Source organism: Candidatus Eisenbacteria bacterium (genome assembly GCA_035577985.1).
Classification (GTDB): domain Bacteria; phylum Desulfobacterota; class Binatia; order DP-6; family DP-6; genus DATJZY01.
The window spans coordinates 17,696-33,028 of the sequence record DATJZY010000012.1 but is presented as its reverse complement, the minus strand read 5'-3'; the positions used below and the strand labels follow the sequence as shown (position 1 = coordinate 33,028).

Genomic DNA, 15,333 nt, shown 5'->3' with positions numbered 1-15,333 from the left:
CGAGGTGTTCGACACCGTGTGCTTCCCGCAGCAGCACAACGACGACTCGCAGGGCTCGATTCCGCTCGTGCGACCCGACGGCGTCCCGCCGCTCACGATGGACACGATCCCGGGCGACCCGAACATGCTCCAGCGGCTCATCGTGACGCGAAACGGCGAGTCGCTCGCGATGGGATACGGCCAGGTACCGGTCTCGGCGTACAGCGACGGCGAGCATCTGGTGGCGATCGTGGGACGCGGCGGCACGATTCCCTGCAAGGCGGGCGTCGCCGATCTCGTCGCCGCCTGTCGCGGCCCGCTCTCCGACCATCCCGATCGCTCGAACTGGAAGAGCGCGGATGGCCTGCGCTGCTCGACGACGGTGGGCGAGTGCGTCCCGGCCCCGAACGGCATCCCGACCGCCTGCGACCTCGCGACGGGCGGCGGCTGCAACGCGTCCCTCGGCGAATCGTGTCTCCCCACGGCGAACGGCCTCTGCGTCGACCCGTCGAGCTCGCAGAACGACGGCACGCCCGGCTCCGAGCGCTTCACCGAAGGCAACGAGATGGAGCTCGCGATCGAGGACCCGAGCCGGCGCGGCCACTACGAGTCGCTCGCCACCCTGCGCACGAACAAGTTCATCAACACGACGGCGCGCACCGTGAAGCGCTTCGCGTTCCACCCGGCGTCCGGATCCGGGCGCCGGGCCGCCGCCAGCGACTACGAGCCGGGCACCGGGGCGCTCCTCGTCTGGGGACGGCCCCACTTCTCGGGCGAGCAGGGGCGCCAGGCACAGATCTACCTCCTCGTGCACAAGCTGCCGATCAAGCGTGCGCGCAACGGGCGTTGGGTGTTCCGTCCGTTCTTCTACGCGGGTACCGCACGCAACGGGTCTCCGCGCTGGTCGCGAAAGCAGGCGAACGCGAAGCCCCTCGCGCTCGACGGCGTCGCGGGCGGCAGCCCGTTCGAGGAGCAGCCGCTCGTGAACCAGTTCACGGCGAGCTGGGTCGGCGGCACGATCGACAAGTGGGTCATGCTCTACGGCGGCGACATCGGCGACTACCTGCTTGCCGACCCCGCGCACGACCGGCCGGGCGAAGGCCCGGGCTCGGTGCGCATCCGTTTCGCGAGCGATCCGTGGGGACCGTGGTCGCCCCCGAAGCCCCACCTGCTCCAGGGGTCACCGACCGAAGTCGGATCGCCCCTCGGCCCCGGCGGCGTCCTCTTCCATCCCCTCTGCGTCGATCAGCCAGGTGCCCCGTGCATGCGGAGCGACGACGTGCGCCCGGTCGACTTCTTCTTCGGGTGCACCCCGGTCGGGAAGACGTTCGACAGGGGGTTCTTCTACGGCGCGAACATCATCGATGCGTACACGCAGTCCGACGTCGGCAACGGCATGGACATCTACTGGAACATCTCGACCTGGAACCCGTACGGCGTGCTGTTCCTGAAGACGAACCTGCAGCCCTAGTCGCCGCTGCAGACTCCCCACGTCGCCGACGGCGGGTCGACGCCGTGATCGCACGACGCGGTCCGCTTCACCGACCGCTTGGTCGAGCTGACGACGTCGCCGCACGCCGACTCAGACCACCTTTGCCGCCGGCGTGTAACGGAATTTCGACGGCGCCGATCGAGCGTTTCGCCGGCGTCAGCGCCGCGGCGTCAGGAGGACCACCGGGATGTCGCGCTTGGTTCCCGCCTGGTAGCCGTCGTAGCCGGGCCACTGCTTCGTCATCGTCGGCCACACGCGCTTCTTGTCGGCGGCGCTGCCGGTTCGCGCGGTGACCGGGATGAGCTTGTCCCACACCTGGATGGTCGCCTCCGGGTTCGCGACCAGGTTCTCGTACCAGCCGGGGTTGTCGGGCGCCCCGCCCTTCGACGCGACCAGCACGTAGTCCTCGCCGTCGCGCCCGTAGATGAGCGCGAACTTCCGCGTCTTCCCGGACTTCCGGCCCTTGGTGTGGAGCACGAGGCAGCTCGTGCCGTTCCAGTCGTGACCGACCTTCCCGCCGGTCGCCTCGTACTGCCGCACGTGCTCGTCGCCGAACAGACTGTAGTCAGGCATGGTCTCACCGTGGCACGCCCGGCGAGCCGTGGCGACCCATGTCCACATCTGGACATGGCGGTCCAGATCTGGAATCGTGGGTCGGGAGGGCGATCATGCCGCAGACGCAGAGTGACAAGACCGGCGACGTCACCCCCGCCGCCCTCCGCCCCCACCCCGCCGAGCGCAAGCGCAAGTCCGCCCCAGCTCTGCGCGCCTTCTTCAGCATCGCCGACAAGTGGGGGCTCGATGCGAAGGATCGGCTCGGGCTTCTCGGCTGGCCGAGCAAGTCCACCCTGTACAACTGGAAGACCGCGACCGACGTCACGCTTCCCTACGACGTGCTCGTGCGGCTCTCCCTGGTCCTCGGCATCTACAAGGCGCTGCACATCCTCTACCCGGACGCCGATTTCGCGCACCGGTGGATGAAGCTGCCGAACCGCAACGTGCTCTTCGGCGGCCGCTCGCCGGTCGACCACGCCGTGCGCGGCGGCACGATCGGTCTCTACGACGTCCGGCGTCTCCTCGATGCCCGTAGGGGCGGTTGGAATTGACGCCACCCGAGCGACGCCTCCGGATCAAGAATACCCATCGCCTCGTCCGCAGCCGCTTCCCTGCCGTGGACGTGTTTGCCGACGTGAGTCCGCCGCAGGACCGCGACGCGCTCGCCGACCTCGAGAGCTGGACCAACGACCGCATTCAGAACGATCTGGGCGAACGCATCCTGCTGCCACGCGCCGAGCTCGCGACGGGACGCAATGCCAGCATCGTCAACGCCGCGTTCTGCCATCCCCACCCGTCCGGAGGGCGGTTCACCTCGGGCGACCTGGGGGGCTGGTACGCCGCCTTCGATCTAGACACCGCCCACGCCGAGGTGGCGTTCCATTGGCGTGGCGAGTTCGAAGAGGTCGGCCATGCGTCCGGGAGGGTCGAAGCCCGGGACTACCTCGCGGACTTCAACGCGGCCTTCCACGACGTGCGGGATCGCCGCCGGTTTCGCTCGGCATACGGTGCAAGGAGCTACGTGGCGTCGCAGAAACTGGGACTGCGACTCCGATCCGCCGGCTCCAACGGGATCGTCTATGACAGCGTCCGCCATCCCGGCCACACCTGCGTCGTCGCGTTCCGGCCGAGGCTCGTGCTCAACGTCCGGCAGGGTTCGCACTTCGAGTACGTGTGGAGCGGGAAGAAGGAGCCGGCGATCCGTCGGGTGACCGGCAGGGCGAGCTAGCAGACCGACCCAAGACTCCGCCTTGGGTCAGGGAGGACGCGAGAGTGTGGCGTCCGGACACGCGCCCTCTCCCCCCGACATCACCTCGCTCTTTCGGTGGCGCGCGACGTTCGGTAGGACAACGCCCATGACGCTCCTCCGCCTGGCCGCCATCCCCGCCGTCATCCTCTCCTTCGTCCCCCATGCCCTCGCTGCCCCGCCGCGGGAGGTCGCCGCCGCGATCGCGAAGATGCCGCTCCTCTTCGTCGCGAACGAAGGACAGCTCGACCGGCGGGTCGGGTTCGTGCTGCAGGCGACCGACAAGACGCTCTACTTCACGCCGTCGGGCGTGACACTCCTGCTCCACGGCAAGATCCGGCGCGAGGCCGTGAAGCTCACCTTCCCCGGCGCGCGCCCGGGCGTGCGACCCGAGGGCCTCGATCCGGCGGCGACGACGTTCTCCTTCTGGCGCGGCGAACGCGGGGTGAGCCGCTCGGGCGTCCCGACCTACACGCGCCTCGTCTATCGCGACCTCTGGCCCGGCATCGACCTCGAGTACGCCGTGCAGGGGCACGCCCTCAAGTACACGTTCCACGTCCGGCCGGGCGCCGATCCCGACCGCATCCGTCTCGCCTATCGCGGCGCCGAGCGCCTCGTGCACACGGCGGCCGACACGCTCGCGATCGAGACGCCGGACGGCGGCTTCGAAGACGCACGCCCGATCGCGTTCCAGCGGACGGCGAGCGGCTCGGTCGACGTTCCGGTGCGCTACGCGATCGTGCCGGCCACGGCCCCCGGCGTGCACGAGCATTCGTTCGACCTGGGTGCGTACGATCCCACCCTGCCGCTCGAGCTCGATCCCGCCATGGTCGTCTACGCCGGCTTCTTCGCCGCGACCGATTCGGTCGGCACGTGCGGGCGCGGCGGCGGCATCGCGGTCGATCGCGACGGCAACGCGTACGTGACCGGCAACACGAACAACGAGCCCGGCACCTTCCCGCCGCTGATCGGCCCCATCACGACGTACGGCGACAACACCGACGCCTTCGTGGCCAAGATCGGCGTGGGCGGCAACATCGTCTACGCCGGCTTCTACGGCAGCTCCACCTTCGAGACCGGCGACGCCATCGCCTCCGATCCCGACGGCAACGTCTACCTCCTCGGGAGCGGAACGAACATGCTGCCGAACATCACCGGACCGATGCTCCCGCCCGCCACGGGTGGGATCTACATCGCCAAGATCGCCGCCGACGGCTCCGGCGTCGCGTGGACGCGGCTCATCCCGGGCAATCGCGGCATCTGCCCCCGCGCGCTCGCCGCCGACGCGAACGGCAACGCCTACGCGGCCGGGTTCACGAACTCCGACGAGTCCGTCTTCCCGGTCATGGGTGGCCCCACCCTCCACTACAACGGCCAGACGAACGACGGCGACGACGCGTTCGTCGTGAAGGTGAACTCCGGTGGTGCGATCGTGTACGCCGGCTTCCTCGGCGGCACGAAGGTCGACGAGATCGACGCGATCGCGGCCGACGACGACGGCAACGCCTACGCGGCCGGCGTCACGGCGTCGTCGGAGAACGACATGTTCCCGGCCACGCTCGGCCCCGACCTCACCTACAACGGCGGCGACACCAACGACATCCTCAATTTCGGCGACGCGTTCGTCGCCAAGATCGGGCCCGCGGGTTCGATCGTCTTCTGCGGCTACATCGGAAGCACCGGCTTCGACGAGGGGACCGGCGTGGCCGTCGACGCGTCGAGGAACGTGTACGTCGCCGGCTCGACGAAGAGCAGCTCGTCGTTCCCGACCAGCATCGGCCCGAATCTCACCACCAAGGCGCTCGACGGCTCACAGGTCCCCTTCATCGTGAAGGTCGCCAGCACCGGTACGACGATCGGGTACGCCGGCTTCGTCGGCAACGCGACCGGCGAGAACGTGCGCGTGGGGGTCGACGCGGGCAACAACGCCTACGTGGCGGGAACGACCACCGGTGGTCCTGACGACTACCCCGCGGGCGGCGTCGGGGCGACGCGGCTCGGCACGTACGGCGACGTGTTCGTCGCCAAGGTGCCGGCGAGCGGCATGGGCCTCGAGTGGTCGACCTTCTTCGGCGGATCGAGCGAGAACCTGGACGGCATGGCCGTCCATTCGACCGGTGACGTCTTCCTCTTCGGCAGCACGTTCGCCGACGCGTCGAGCTTCCCCGTGAAGGGCGGGCCGCTGCTCACCAAAACGGCGTCGTTCTCGGACCAGTTCTACGTCGCACGGATCAACGGCACCCCCGGCAACGGCCCGGGCGGGGGTCCCAGCGGTGGCGGAAGCTGCGCCGACATCGCGAGCTGCCAGGCCGCGCTGACCGCTGCCCTGCCCGACCCTGCCGCGGCAGCGAATGCCAAGAGCCGAAAGGTCGCCAAGCAGCTCGGCACCCTCGATCACGCCGCCGACGCCTCGATCGCCAGGGGCATCAACGCAACCGGCAAGAAGCACACGCGCTTCTTCAGGCGGGCGCGCGGCAAGCTGGCGAAGCTCGTTTCCAAGGCTCGCGCGGCCGACGGCAAGGGGACGCTCGGGATCGCATTGTCGCCGATCGAGGGCGCCGCCACACAGCTCATCTCCCTGCTCCAGACCTGACGGCGAGCGCCGTGGCTCCGAGCGACTACTTTCGCGGCAAACGCGTCGTCGTGACCGGCGGCTCGAGCGGCATCGGCTACGCCTTCGCCGCCCGGGTGGTCGCGCTCGGCGCGGACGTGGCGCTCGTCGCCAGGCGACGCAGCGTCCTCGACGAGGCGCGGAAGCAGCTCCTGGCGCTGCGATCGGACGCGCGCGTGACCGTCCTCGAGCTCGACGTCGCCGACGCCGCCGCCGTCGAGCGGACGATGACGGCGCACCTCGCGGCCGAGGGCGCCGACATCCTGGTCAACAACGCCGGCATCGTGATGCCCGGCCGCTTCGTCGACCTCCCAGCCGCCGAGTTCCGCCGGATGATGGACGTCAACTACTTCGGCACCGTGCACATGTCGAAGGTCGTCGTGCCGCATCTCGTCGCGCGGCGCGGCGGACACGTGCTGAACGTCTCGTCGCTCGCCGGCGTGCTCGGCATCTACGGCTACACCGCCTACGCCGGCAGCAAGTTCGCCGTCGTCGGATTCTCGCAAGCGCTCCGCGCCGAGCTGTGGCCGTACGGCGTGCGCGTGAGCCTCTGCCTCCCACCCGACACCGACACGCCGCAGCTCGCGTTCGAGAACCTGCACAAGCCCGCCGAGACGAAGGCGATCGCGGGTACGGTGAAGACGCTGTCGCCCGAGGTGGTCGCCCAGGCCATGGTGTCCGGAATGGCGCGGGGCGACTTCGAGATCTATCCCAACCTCGCCTCGCGGCTGGTGGCGTTCGGCCAGGCGGTGCTGCCGGGCGTCGCGCGTCGCGTCTGCGACGCCGCGCAACGTAAGGCAGCTCCCGCTCCTTCCGTTGACGGCGGCACCGGCCGCATGTGAGGAATCGACACGCGATGCACACGTCCCGCCGACTCTCGACCCTGCTCGCCGCCTCCACCGTCTGGCTCTCCGTCTCGGCCGGCAACGCTGCGGCCGGCCACACGAACGGCCTCTGCGAGACCGCCGCGACCGATCACGCCTCGCCGCCCTACGTCATCGTGCTCTCGGCCTTTCCCGCCGAGCTCGCCCCGCTCGTCGCCGCGGCCGACATCGAATCGACGGTCGAGGCGGGTGGCCGGCCGTACTATGTCGGACGCCTCGAGGGCGTGAGCGTGATCTTGGGGCTCATGGGCATCGGCATCGCGAACGCGCGCACCTCGACGACGAGCGTCCTGTCCACCTTCGACGCCGCGGCGGTCATCGTGAACGGCGTCGCCGGCAGCAACCGTCGCATCGGCGACGTCGTCGTCGCCACCGACTGGATGGAGAAGGACCAGGACGGCGTCTTCCACCCGAACAAGGCGCTCTTCGCACTGGCGCGCCTCGCAAAGACGAACCTCCCCGCACCGCTCGAGAAGTGCACGCAAGTCCCGCCGGGAGCACCCGACTCCCACACCGTATGCATGCCCTTCACGCCGACCGTGGTCTTCGGCGGAACGGGCACGACCAGCGATCCGAGCGGCGGCAACCCCATCCCGTGCATCCCGAACGGCGGCCCGCTCTTCGGCTGCGAGCTGCCGACCGCGATGACGGCCGGGATCAGCGTCGCGATGAAGCCCAAGCCGAAGAGCTCCAACACGGTCGAGGACGAGGAGACGGCCGCCGTCGCGCGCGCGGCCGACGAGGCCGACGTTCCCTTTCTCGGCATCCGCGCGGTGTCCGACGGCGCCGGCGATCCGCTCGGCGACCGGGGCTTCCCCTTCCAGTTCGCCGACTACTACGATCTCGCCGCCCACAACGTGAGCGCCGTCACACGCGCCGTCGTCGCCGAGGTGGGCAAGCTCGCCACGGACCGCTCGGCGCGCGATACGTGCCGGCAGCTCGCCAAGGGAAGCTGGAAGCACGCGGCGACCCAGATCTTGCGTCGTCGCGGTCAGTGATCGCCGGCACGCCGCGCCAGCACCCAGTGCTGCGCGCCGAGCGGGAGGCGCGCGAGGGCGGGCTCGAGAGCGCGCAGGAAGCCGAGCACGCGCGGAAAATAAAAGAGCGAGCGCTGGTGCAGGACCTCGAATCCCCCCGACGCGACGAGCGCGCGCAGCGCGCGTGGCGAGATCGGCACCGCGTCGCGATCGAAGGCGATGCGCCGCATGACGAGGCGGGCGCCGGGGTTCCACGGGTTGTTCTCGAAGACGGCGAGATGCCCGCCCGGCAGCAGCCCGGCGTGGATGCGCGCGAGCACGGCCGCTCGATGCGAGGGCACGACGTGATGGAAGACGCCGTTCACGTAGCAGAGGTCGAAGCGCTCGGTGGTCGGCCACGCATCCAGATGCTCGAACCGTACGTGCCGGCCTGCGTGCCGGGCGGTCGCGGCGGCGAGCGCCTTCGCCGACGTGTCGACGCCGACCACGTCGGCGCCAGCGAACGCGTCGGCGAGACGACGGCTCGCGTCGCCGAGGCCGCAGCCGAAGTCGAGGATGCGGCGCGGCGCCGCGCCGGCCAGTCGCGCCCGGAGGTCCGCGATCCGGCCGTCGATGAAGAAGTGCCGATCCTCGCCGGACAGGCGGATGCCGTCCGCGAGCTGGCGCTCGTATTCGTCGGCGAGATCGAAGGGCGCGGAAGCGCTCACTCGCCCATCACCAGCACCGCCGGCGCCATCGCCACGAGCGGCGGCGTCGTCACGAGGTCGAAGGCGAGCGTGAACGGCACGAGCAGATACACCCAGGGCGTCGTCCACACCTGCGTGAGCGCGCTCGCGTAGAGGGTCGCCGGATCGGCGGGCTCCTCGTAGGCCAGAAGAAGGTCGCCGTCCTCCGCCGGCGTCACGCGCAGGAACGGCGGAGCGGGCGGCGTACCCGTCCCGTCCCACACCGCGACGGGACGTCCCGACCTGTCCCACGAGCGCAGGGGTTCCGGGCGCAGCGTCGCCGGCGTCGTGACCCCGGCGAGCGGCACGACGATCCAGCGCGGCGTCCGTCCGAGCGTGCGGCCGTTGTCGTCGGTCACGCGCGCGTCGTAGCCGATGACCAGCCGATCGCCGTCGACCCAGGCCTCGCGGACCGACGCCACGTACTCGCGGCGCCGCCCGACGTCGAGGAGATGTCCGGTGACGCAGCCCGAGGTCGCCACCAGGACTGCGGCGAGCGCCGCCGCCACGATCCTAGTAGAACGGCCCACTGTACATCTCGTAGACCTTCACCGGCCCGCCGCCGAAGTACACGCGCTTGGGGAACGTGAAGGTGCGCGCGACGCGATCGTACTCGAAGGTGACGGGCGCGTCCGCGTCGTTCGGGTCGTAGGCGCGGAAGCGAAGCCCCACCGGCGCGTCCTCGACGCCGTAGAGCAGCAGGGCGTGATTCATGGCGAACGACGGATAGCGGTGGACACGCACGATGGGTGTTCGCCCCTTCTCGACGTCGCGCCGCAGCGCTTCGGCCGTCGCTTCCTGGTTCGAGGGCGTGAACGGGAAGATGAGCCGCCAGTTCGCGCGCTGGAAGAAGATCCGCCACGAGCTGCTGATCTCCTGCTTCAACATCGCCTCGTGCGCGGCGCTGAAGGACCGCAGGTTCGGATAGCCCGGGATGACGACGGGATCGGCCGACGGCACCCGGTCGCGCGGTGATCGCGCGAGGACGGCCCGCACGAGGGCCCGGTAGCCCTCGTCGTCGAGCGGCGGGGCGTCGGGAGCGAAGCGCGCCTCGAGGAAGAACTGCCGCACGGCCCGCGTGACCGGGGCGCACCGCAGCGAGAATGCAGGGCGCGGGTCGCGTTCGGTCCAACTCTCCGATCCGTCGTCGGCGACGTGGAACTCGAGGAGGGTCTCGTTCGCGAAGGCAAAGGAATCGGATGCGAAGTCGAACGGACGCGGCCTTCGCTCGGGGGCCCGCGCCGCGCACGCCGCGGCGAGCGCGGCCGCGAGCACGACGACGGTCGCCACTCCTACCGCACCCGGATCTCGCCGCGTCAGCCGGCCCATCGCGCTGCCGTCTCTCCTAGCACGGCTGGAATCGGCCGCGAGCCGCCTATCGTCCTTTCCACACCGGCGTCCGCTTCTCCTTGAACGCCGCCAGCCCCTCCTTGGCGTCCTCGCTCATGAAGACGCCGGCGGAGTAGCTCATCTCGTTCTCGAGCGCCTCCTTGAGCCCGAGGAAGGTGCTCTCCTTGGCGGACTGCTTGCAGGCCTTCACGGCCAGCGGCCCGTTCTTGCAGATCGTGTCGGCGAACTCGCGCGCGGTGGCCATCACCCGGTCGCGTGGGACGACGCGGTTCACGAGCCCCATCTGGAGCGCCCGCTCGGGCGTGATCCGCTCGGCCAGCAGCAGGACCTCCATCGCGTTGCACCACGAGAGCTGACGCGCGCTGTGGACCGTGGAGCCGCCACCGGGGAAGAGCCCGCGCCGGGGCTCGGCGAGCTGGAACCACGCGGTGTCGGCGCACACGCGCAGGTCGGTGTTCCACATCATCTCCATGCCGCCCGCGGCGCAGATGCCGTTGATCGCGGCGATGACCGGCTTGTAGAGCTTGAACTCCTCGCCCGTCTCCGGGACGAGCGCGCCGTCGCGCAGCACGGCGATGAGCGAGTGCGCCATCGAATATCTCGACTCGCCGACCGCGAGCGTCGATTCCCCCGCCGCGAGCTTGTCGGCCCGCTCGGCGACGATCGGGACGAACTTCTTCAAGTCCGCGCCGACGCAGTAGACGTCGCCGACGCCGGTCAGGATCGCGACGAAGGCGTCGGCGTCGTCGCGGAAACGGATCCACGCGTCGGCGAGCATGCCGAAGTGGTCGACGTCGAGCGAGTTGCGCGCCTCGGGGCGGTCGATCGTGATCGTCACGACGTGCCCGTCGTTTGCGTAGTGGATGGCCATGGCCGCGAGGCTTACAACGAAGGCGCGGTCCGGTTCCAGCTTCCGACCCGGGCTGCTACAAGCCCAAGAGCTCATGGCGAAGCTGATCGTGAAGTTCGAGAACGGCGACCCCGACCGGGTGATCGAGTTCGACCCGGCGAAGGCGCCCTTCCAGCACGACGGACAGCCCGCCTCGATCCTCGACGTCATGCTCGGTCACGGCGTCTCTCTGGAGCACGCGTGCGGTGGAAGCTGCGCGTGCACGACGTGCCACGTCGTCGTGAAGCAGGGCTTCGACAAGCTCCGTCCGTCGGAAGAGAACGAGGACGACCTGCTCGACAAGGCGGTCGGCCTGACGCCGACCTCGCGCCTCGGCTGCCAGGCGGTGGTGACGGATCCCAACGCCGAGATCGTGGTGGTCGTGCCGCGCTACACGGTGAACATCGAATCCGGAAGCCATGGCCGTTGAGCGGACGGCGCGCGTCGCGAAGCTGATCGACCACGCGCCGGACACCCGTTCGCTCGTGTTGGCGCTCGGGCGCGACCACGGCTTCTCGTTTCGCCCGGGGCAGTTCCTCTCGTGCCTGCTCCCGGTCGGTGGCGAGCGGATCATCCGGCCGTACTCGATCGCGTCGGACGCCGCACGCCCGGACGAGCTCGAGATCCTCTTCAACCTCGTGCCCGATGGTCCGGGCTCGCGCCACCTCTTCGGCCTGCGGGCGGGGGACCCGGTCGACTTCACCGGTCCCTGGGGCACGTTCACGCTCGACGAGCCGCCCGACACGCCGCTCGTCTTCATCGCGCAGAACACCGGCATCGCGCCCATCCGATCGATGCTCCTGCACGCTGCCGGCCGCACGCGGCGTCCGCTGCGGCTCGTCTACGGCACGCACCTGCGCGTGTACCACGAGGAGCTCGCACGCCTGCCCGGCGTGACCGTCGAGGTCGTCGACCCCGATCGCCTCGTCGAGGAGACGCAGCGGCGCTTCGTCGACGCCGACGCCGACCGCTCGCGCCACTTCTGGGTGTGCGGCGTGGGGCCGATCGTCTACACGCTGCGCGATCGCCTCCGCGGCGCGGGCTACGCCCGGCGTACGGTCCAGTACGAGAAGTGGTGACCCTCCGCCGCGCGGTCGCCGCGTTCGTCGCCATCCTGCTCGCGCTGGTCGGGCTGCATCTGTTCGCCGTCTCCGGCCGCACGATCTACCGCGGCGGCCCGATCGTGACGCTCGACCCGCAGAACCGCGTCGTCGAGGCGATCGGCATCGACGGCGACCGGATCGCGATCGTCGGCAGCGAGGCCGACGTCGTCGCGTGGGGCGGCCGCTGGGCCCGCGTGCTGGACCTGCACGGGCACGCGCTCGTCCCTGGCTTCGTCGACGCCCACAGCCACTTCCCGGGGTCGGGCCTCTTCGCGGTCATCGAAGACCTCCACGCCCCACCCGCCGGCGACGTCGCCACCATCGCCGACGTCGTCGAGCGGCTTCGCCGTCGCGCGGCGTCGACCAGCACCGACGCATGGGTCGTCGGCATGGGCTACGACGACTCGCTGCTCGCCGAGGGCCGCCATCCCACGCGTCAGGACCTCGATCGGGTCTCGACCGAACGCCCGGTCGCCGCCGTGCACGTCTCGGGGCATCTCGCGGCCGTGAACTCGCGCGGGCTCGCCGCGCTGGGATACGACGCACGGACGCCCGATCCGCCGGGCGGCCGCCTGCACCGCGACGCCGCCGGTGAGCTCGACGGCGTCGTCGAGGAGCACGCGATGGATCCCGTGGCCGCGCGCGTCTTCGCGCCCGGCCCGCTCGACGCCTACCGCATCCTGCGTGAGGGCGAGCGGCGCTACCTCGCTGCGGGCGTCACGACGGCGCAGAACGGCAACGCGACGATGGCGCAGATCCAATCGCTGGCGTGGGCGTCGCGCCTGGGGCTCCTGTCGCTCCGTCTCGTCCTGTGGCCCAGCACCGACGCGACCGACGCCGTGGTCGAGGGCCGGGCGACGTTCCCGTCCACGCGGGAGGATTGGGTCCGCATCGGGGCGGTGAAGCTCTTCGCCGACGGATCCATCCAGACCTACACCGCCCACCTCTCGGCACCGTATCACGTGCCGCCCGGCGCGGACCCTGCGTATCGCGGCTACCGGCGCACGGAGCGGAGCGAGCTCGCCGCGCGCATCGAGCGCTACCACGAGCTCGGCTTCCAGGTCGCCGTGCACGGCAACGGCGATGCCGCCATCGACGACATCCTCGACGCCGTGGAGCACGCCCAGACGGCGCATCCCCGGCCCGACGCGCGCCCGATCGTCGTCCACGCGCAGACCGCCCGGCCCGATCAGCTGGATCGCATGCGGCGCCTCGGCGTGACGCCGAGCTTCTTCGCGCTGCACACGTACTACTGGGGCGACCGCCATCGCGATCGGTTCCTCGGCCCGGAGCGGGCGGCACGCATCAGCCCCGCGCGGAGCGCGAGCCGGCAGGGTCTGCGCTTCTCGCTCCACTGCGACACCCCCGTGGTACCGATGGAGCCGCTCCGGCTCGTCTGGTCGGCGGTCAACCGGCGCTCGACTTCCGGCGCCACGATCGGTCCCGAGGAGCGCATCGACGTCGTGACGGCGCTGCGCGCAGTCACGATCGATGCGGCTTGGCAGGCCTTCCAGGAGGGCGAGAAGGGCTCGCTCGAGGCCGGGAAGCTCGCCGATTTCGTCGTGCTGTCCGCCTCGCCGCTCGAGGTGCCGCCCGAGCAGCTCGACGAGATCCGAGTGCTCGAAACGATCGTCGACGGACGCCAGGCCTACCGCGCCCCCGAGTCCAACTGACGGGCGGTTGTCCCCGGGCCCGCCGACGTGCGAAGGGAGACGATCGACATGCGACTCGCCGCGAGTCTCCCCGTTCCGCCGAACCTTCCCATGTGCCAGCGCGTCGCGCGTCGCGTGGAGGAGCTCGGCTACGAGAGCGTGTGGATCGCGGACACGGGCGCGGGTCCCGACGCGTTCGTGGTCGCAACGGCCGTCGCCGACGTGACCCAGCGCCTGCGCATCGGCACCGCCGTCATTCCCGTCTACACGCGCACGCCGTCGGTGTTCGCGGCGTCGGCCGGCTCGGTCGCCCAGCTCGCGCCCGGCCGCTTCGTGCTCGGCATCGGCGCGTCGAGCGAGACCATCGTCGCCGGCTGGGGCGGCGTGCCGTTCGAGAAGCCGCTCACCCACATGCGCGAGGCCGTGACCGTCATCCGGCAGATGCTCGCGGGCGACCGGGTGACCTTCGAGGGCAAGCGCCTTCGCAGCCGCGGCTTTCGTCTCGTCTCGCCGCCGCCCTCGCCGGTGCCGATCTACGTCGCCGCGCTCATGCCGTCCATGCTGGAGCTGGCGGGCGAGCTCGCCGACGGCGTCGTCCTCAACATGATGCCGGTCGAAGCCGTGCCGCGCATGATGGAGCACGTCCGTCGCGGCGCGGCGCGCGCGGGACGCGACCCGAAGGCGATCGAGGTCGTGTCACGCTTCCAGGTCCTCGTGACCGACGACCCGGCGGGCGCACGCAGCGCCGTGCGGCAGATGTTCGGCCCCTACTTCGCGACCTCCGTCTACAACCGCTTCGCCGCGTGGTGCGGCTTCGCCGACGAGGCGCGCGAGATCCTGGCCGCATGGCAGGCAAAGGACCGCGGCCGCAACCTCGCCGCCGTCACCGACGCGATGGTCGACCGCATCGCGATCATCGGATCGGCCGGCGAGTGCCGCCGGCGACTGCGCGCGTTCCACGATGCCGGCGTGACCACGCCCATGGTGCATCCCTTCGCCTTCGACGAGCGGGCGATCTTCTCCACGCTCGAGGGGCTCGCCCCGGGTTCCCAGGCCTGATCGACTGTGCTCTAAACAGCCCAATGCTGATCGTCTTCGAGCACCCGCTCTCGCCCTACGTGCAAAAGGTGAAGATCGCGCTCGGCGAGAAGGGCGTGCCGTTCGAGACGCGCATGCCCGACATCATCGGTGGCTCGAACCTCGACGAGTTCGTGAAGTTGAACCCACGCCTCGAGGTCCCGACGCTGGTCGACGGCGACGCCTCGATCTTCGACTCGACGATCATCCTCGAGTACATCGAGGAGAAGTGGCCGACACCCGCCCTGCTGCCCGCCACCCCGCTCGAGCGCGCTCGCGCGCGCATGATCGAAGAGGTGTGCGACACCTACTATGAGGCCGTGAACTGGGCGTTGATGGAGATCCGGGCCTTCCAGCGGGCCACCGGCGAGCTCGCCGATCGCCTCGTCGGCCGCGCCGCGGAGCAGACGGCCGGTGTACAGAATTGGCTTGCCCGTCACTTGGGCACCCAGCCGTACTTCGGAGGGGCCACCTTCGGGTGGGCCGACGTTTGCGTGGCACCCTTCGTGCATGCTTCGGCCACGTTCGGTAATGCGCCAGCCCCCGAAACGCCGCTCGCGGCCTGGCTCGATCGCATCCGCGCTCGCCCCTCGGTCGCCACGACTTTCGAGGCGGCAGCGGCGTCGATGCAGGGATTCGAGATGCTGCCCCAACTAGTCGCCTCGGGGGTCTTCAAGCGCGAATACCGCGACCACCGCCTCGAATGGATGCTCCGCAGCGGCGGAGCCGACATCGTCATCGAGGGTATTCGCAAGGAGAATATTCGGTTCACACGCGAGTTTTCGTGAGATTT

At 70.2% G+C, this 15,333-nt stretch carries 16 protein-coding genes; 11 read left to right on the top strand and 5 right to left on the bottom strand.

From position 1 onward, the window contains the following. Nucleotides 1–1,450 (top strand): hypothetical protein (locus VMS22_01380; GenBank protein ID HXJ32666.1); only part of this gene is annotated, 1,450 nt, incomplete at its 5' end. Between the two features lie 177 nt (nt 1,451–1,627). Here the strand turns inward: VMS22_01380 and VMS22_01375 are convergent. Beyond that, nucleotides 1,628–2,044, bottom strand: coding sequence for a nitroreductase family deazaflavin-dependent oxidoreductase (locus VMS22_01375; protein HXJ32665.1), 417 nt, complete (start codon nt 2,042–2,044; stop codon nt 1,628–1,630). 95 nt (nt 2,045–2,139) lie between these two features. On the opposite strand from VMS22_01375, the gene VMS22_01370 reads away from it, so the two are divergent. From VMS22_01370 to VMS22_01350, 5 genes are all read left to right on the top strand, one after another. Then, nucleotides 2,140–2,577, top strand: coding sequence for an MbcA/ParS/Xre antitoxin family protein (locus VMS22_01370; GenBank protein HXJ32664.1), 438 nt, complete (start codon nt 2,140–2,142; stop codon nt 2,575–2,577). A gap of 83 nt (nt 2,578–2,660) precedes the next feature. Then, nucleotides 2,661–3,254, top strand: coding sequence for an RES family NAD+ phosphorylase (locus VMS22_01365; protein HXJ32663.1), 594 nt, complete (start codon nt 2,661–2,663; stop codon nt 3,252–3,254). 127 nt (nt 3,255–3,381) lie between these two features. Next, the gene (locus tag VMS22_01360; protein ID HXJ32662.1) at nt 3,382–5,865 is read left to right on the top strand and encodes an SBBP repeat-containing protein; all 2,484 of its coding nucleotides are present in this window, start codon (nt 3,382–3,384) and stop codon (nt 5,863–5,865) included. An 11-nt stretch (nt 5,866–5,876) separates the two neighbouring features. Beyond that, nucleotides 5,877–6,725 carry an SDR family oxidoreductase gene (locus VMS22_01355; protein ID HXJ32661.1) on the top strand — a complete coding sequence of 283 codons (849 nt, stop codon included), beginning with the start codon at nt 5,877–5,879 and terminating at the stop codon, nt 6,723–6,725. Between the two features lie 14 nt (nt 6,726–6,739). Beyond that, the gene (locus tag VMS22_01350; GenBank protein ID HXJ32660.1) at nt 6,740–7,765 is read left to right on the top strand and encodes a hypothetical protein; all 1,026 of its coding nucleotides are present in this window, start codon (nt 6,740–6,742) and stop codon (nt 7,763–7,765) included. Here the strand turns inward: VMS22_01350 and VMS22_01345 are convergent. From VMS22_01345 to VMS22_01330, 4 genes are all read right to left on the bottom strand, one after another. Beyond that, nucleotides 7,759–8,451 (bottom strand): class I SAM-dependent methyltransferase, encoded by a 693-nt coding sequence (locus VMS22_01345; GenBank protein ID HXJ32659.1) that lies wholly within the window; start codon nt 8,449–8,451, stop codon nt 7,759–7,761. The two genes, VMS22_01350 and VMS22_01345, sit on opposite strands and share 7 nt — an antisense overlap. Continuing rightward, nucleotides 8,448–8,978, bottom strand: coding sequence for a hypothetical protein (locus VMS22_01340; GenBank protein ID HXJ32658.1), 531 nt, complete (start codon nt 8,976–8,978; stop codon nt 8,448–8,450). Before VMS22_01340 ends, VMS22_01345 begins: the two co-directional genes overlap by 4 nt. 4 nt (nt 8,979–8,982) lie before the next feature. Beyond that, entirely contained in the window at nt 8,983–9,759 is a 777-nt protein-coding gene (locus VMS22_01335; protein ID HXJ32657.1) for a hypothetical protein, read from the bottom strand. A gap of 85 nt (nt 9,760–9,844) precedes the next feature. Further along, nucleotides 9,845–10,690, bottom strand: a complete 846-nt coding sequence (locus VMS22_01330) for an enoyl-CoA hydratase-related protein (protein ID HXJ32656.1) — start codon at nt 10,688–10,690, stop codon at nt 9,845–9,847. Nucleotides 10,691–10,763: 73 nt separating this feature from the next. Here VMS22_01330 and VMS22_01325 point away from each other — a divergent pair, with 73 nt between their 5' ends. From VMS22_01325 to VMS22_01305, 5 genes are read left to right on the top strand one after another with little or no spacing between them, the layout of a single operon-like run. Further along, nucleotides 10,764–11,138, top strand: coding sequence for a 2Fe-2S iron-sulfur cluster-binding protein (locus tag VMS22_01325; protein ID HXJ32655.1), 375 nt, complete (start codon nt 10,764–10,766; stop codon nt 11,136–11,138). After that, nucleotides 11,128–11,787, top strand: a complete 660-nt coding sequence (locus tag VMS22_01320; GenBank protein ID HXJ32654.1) for an FAD-binding oxidoreductase — start codon at nt 11,128–11,130, stop codon at nt 11,785–11,787. Before VMS22_01325 ends, VMS22_01320 begins: the two co-directional genes overlap by 11 nt. Further along, nucleotides 11,784–13,484 (top strand): amidohydrolase, encoded by a 1,701-nt coding sequence (locus VMS22_01315; GenBank protein ID HXJ32653.1) that lies wholly within the window; start codon nt 11,784–11,786, stop codon nt 13,482–13,484. Before VMS22_01320 ends, VMS22_01315 begins: the two co-directional genes overlap by 4 nt. A gap of 48 nt (nt 13,485–13,532) precedes the next feature. Beyond that, nucleotides 13,533–14,522 (top strand): LLM class flavin-dependent oxidoreductase, encoded by a 990-nt coding sequence (locus VMS22_01310; GenBank protein ID HXJ32652.1) that lies wholly within the window; start codon nt 13,533–13,535, stop codon nt 14,520–14,522. 23 nt (nt 14,523–14,545) lie between these two features. Further along, nucleotides 14,546–15,328: a glutathione S-transferase family protein gene (locus VMS22_01305; protein HXJ32651.1), complete on the top strand. Its 783-nt coding sequence runs from the start codon at nt 14,546–14,548 to the stop codon at nt 15,326–15,328. Nucleotides 15,329–15,333: the final 5 nt, after the last annotated feature.

Coding starts and splice junctions, on each gene's coding strand:
- VMS22_01375 (HXJ32665.1), bottom strand. CDS start 2,044: ATGCCTGACTACAGTCTGTTCGGCGACGAGCACGTGCGGCAGTACGAG.
- VMS22_01370 (HXJ32664.1), top strand. CDS start 2,140: ATGCCGCAGACGCAGAGTGACAAGACCGGCGACGTCACCCCCGCCGCC.
- VMS22_01360 (HXJ32662.1), top strand. CDS start 3,382: ATGACGCTCCTCCGCCTGGCCGCCATCCCCGCCGTCATCCTCTCCTTC.
- VMS22_01350 (HXJ32660.1), top strand. CDS start 6,740: ATGCACACGTCCCGCCGACTCTCGACCCTGCTCGCCGCCTCCACCGTC.
- VMS22_01330 (HXJ32656.1), bottom strand. CDS start 10,690: ATGGCCATCCACTACGCAAACGACGGGCACGTCGTGACGATCACGATC.
- VMS22_01325 (HXJ32655.1), top strand. CDS start 10,764: ATGGCGAAGCTGATCGTGAAGTTCGAGAACGGCGACCCCGACCGGGTG.
- VMS22_01320 (HXJ32654.1), top strand. CDS start 11,128: ATGGCCGTTGAGCGGACGGCGCGCGTCGCGAAGCTGATCGACCACGCG.
- VMS22_01310 (HXJ32652.1), top strand. CDS start 13,533: ATGCGACTCGCCGCGAGTCTCCCCGTTCCGCCGAACCTTCCCATGTGC.
- VMS22_01305 (HXJ32651.1), top strand. CDS start 14,546: ATGCTGATCGTCTTCGAGCACCCGCTCTCGCCCTACGTGCAAAAGGTG.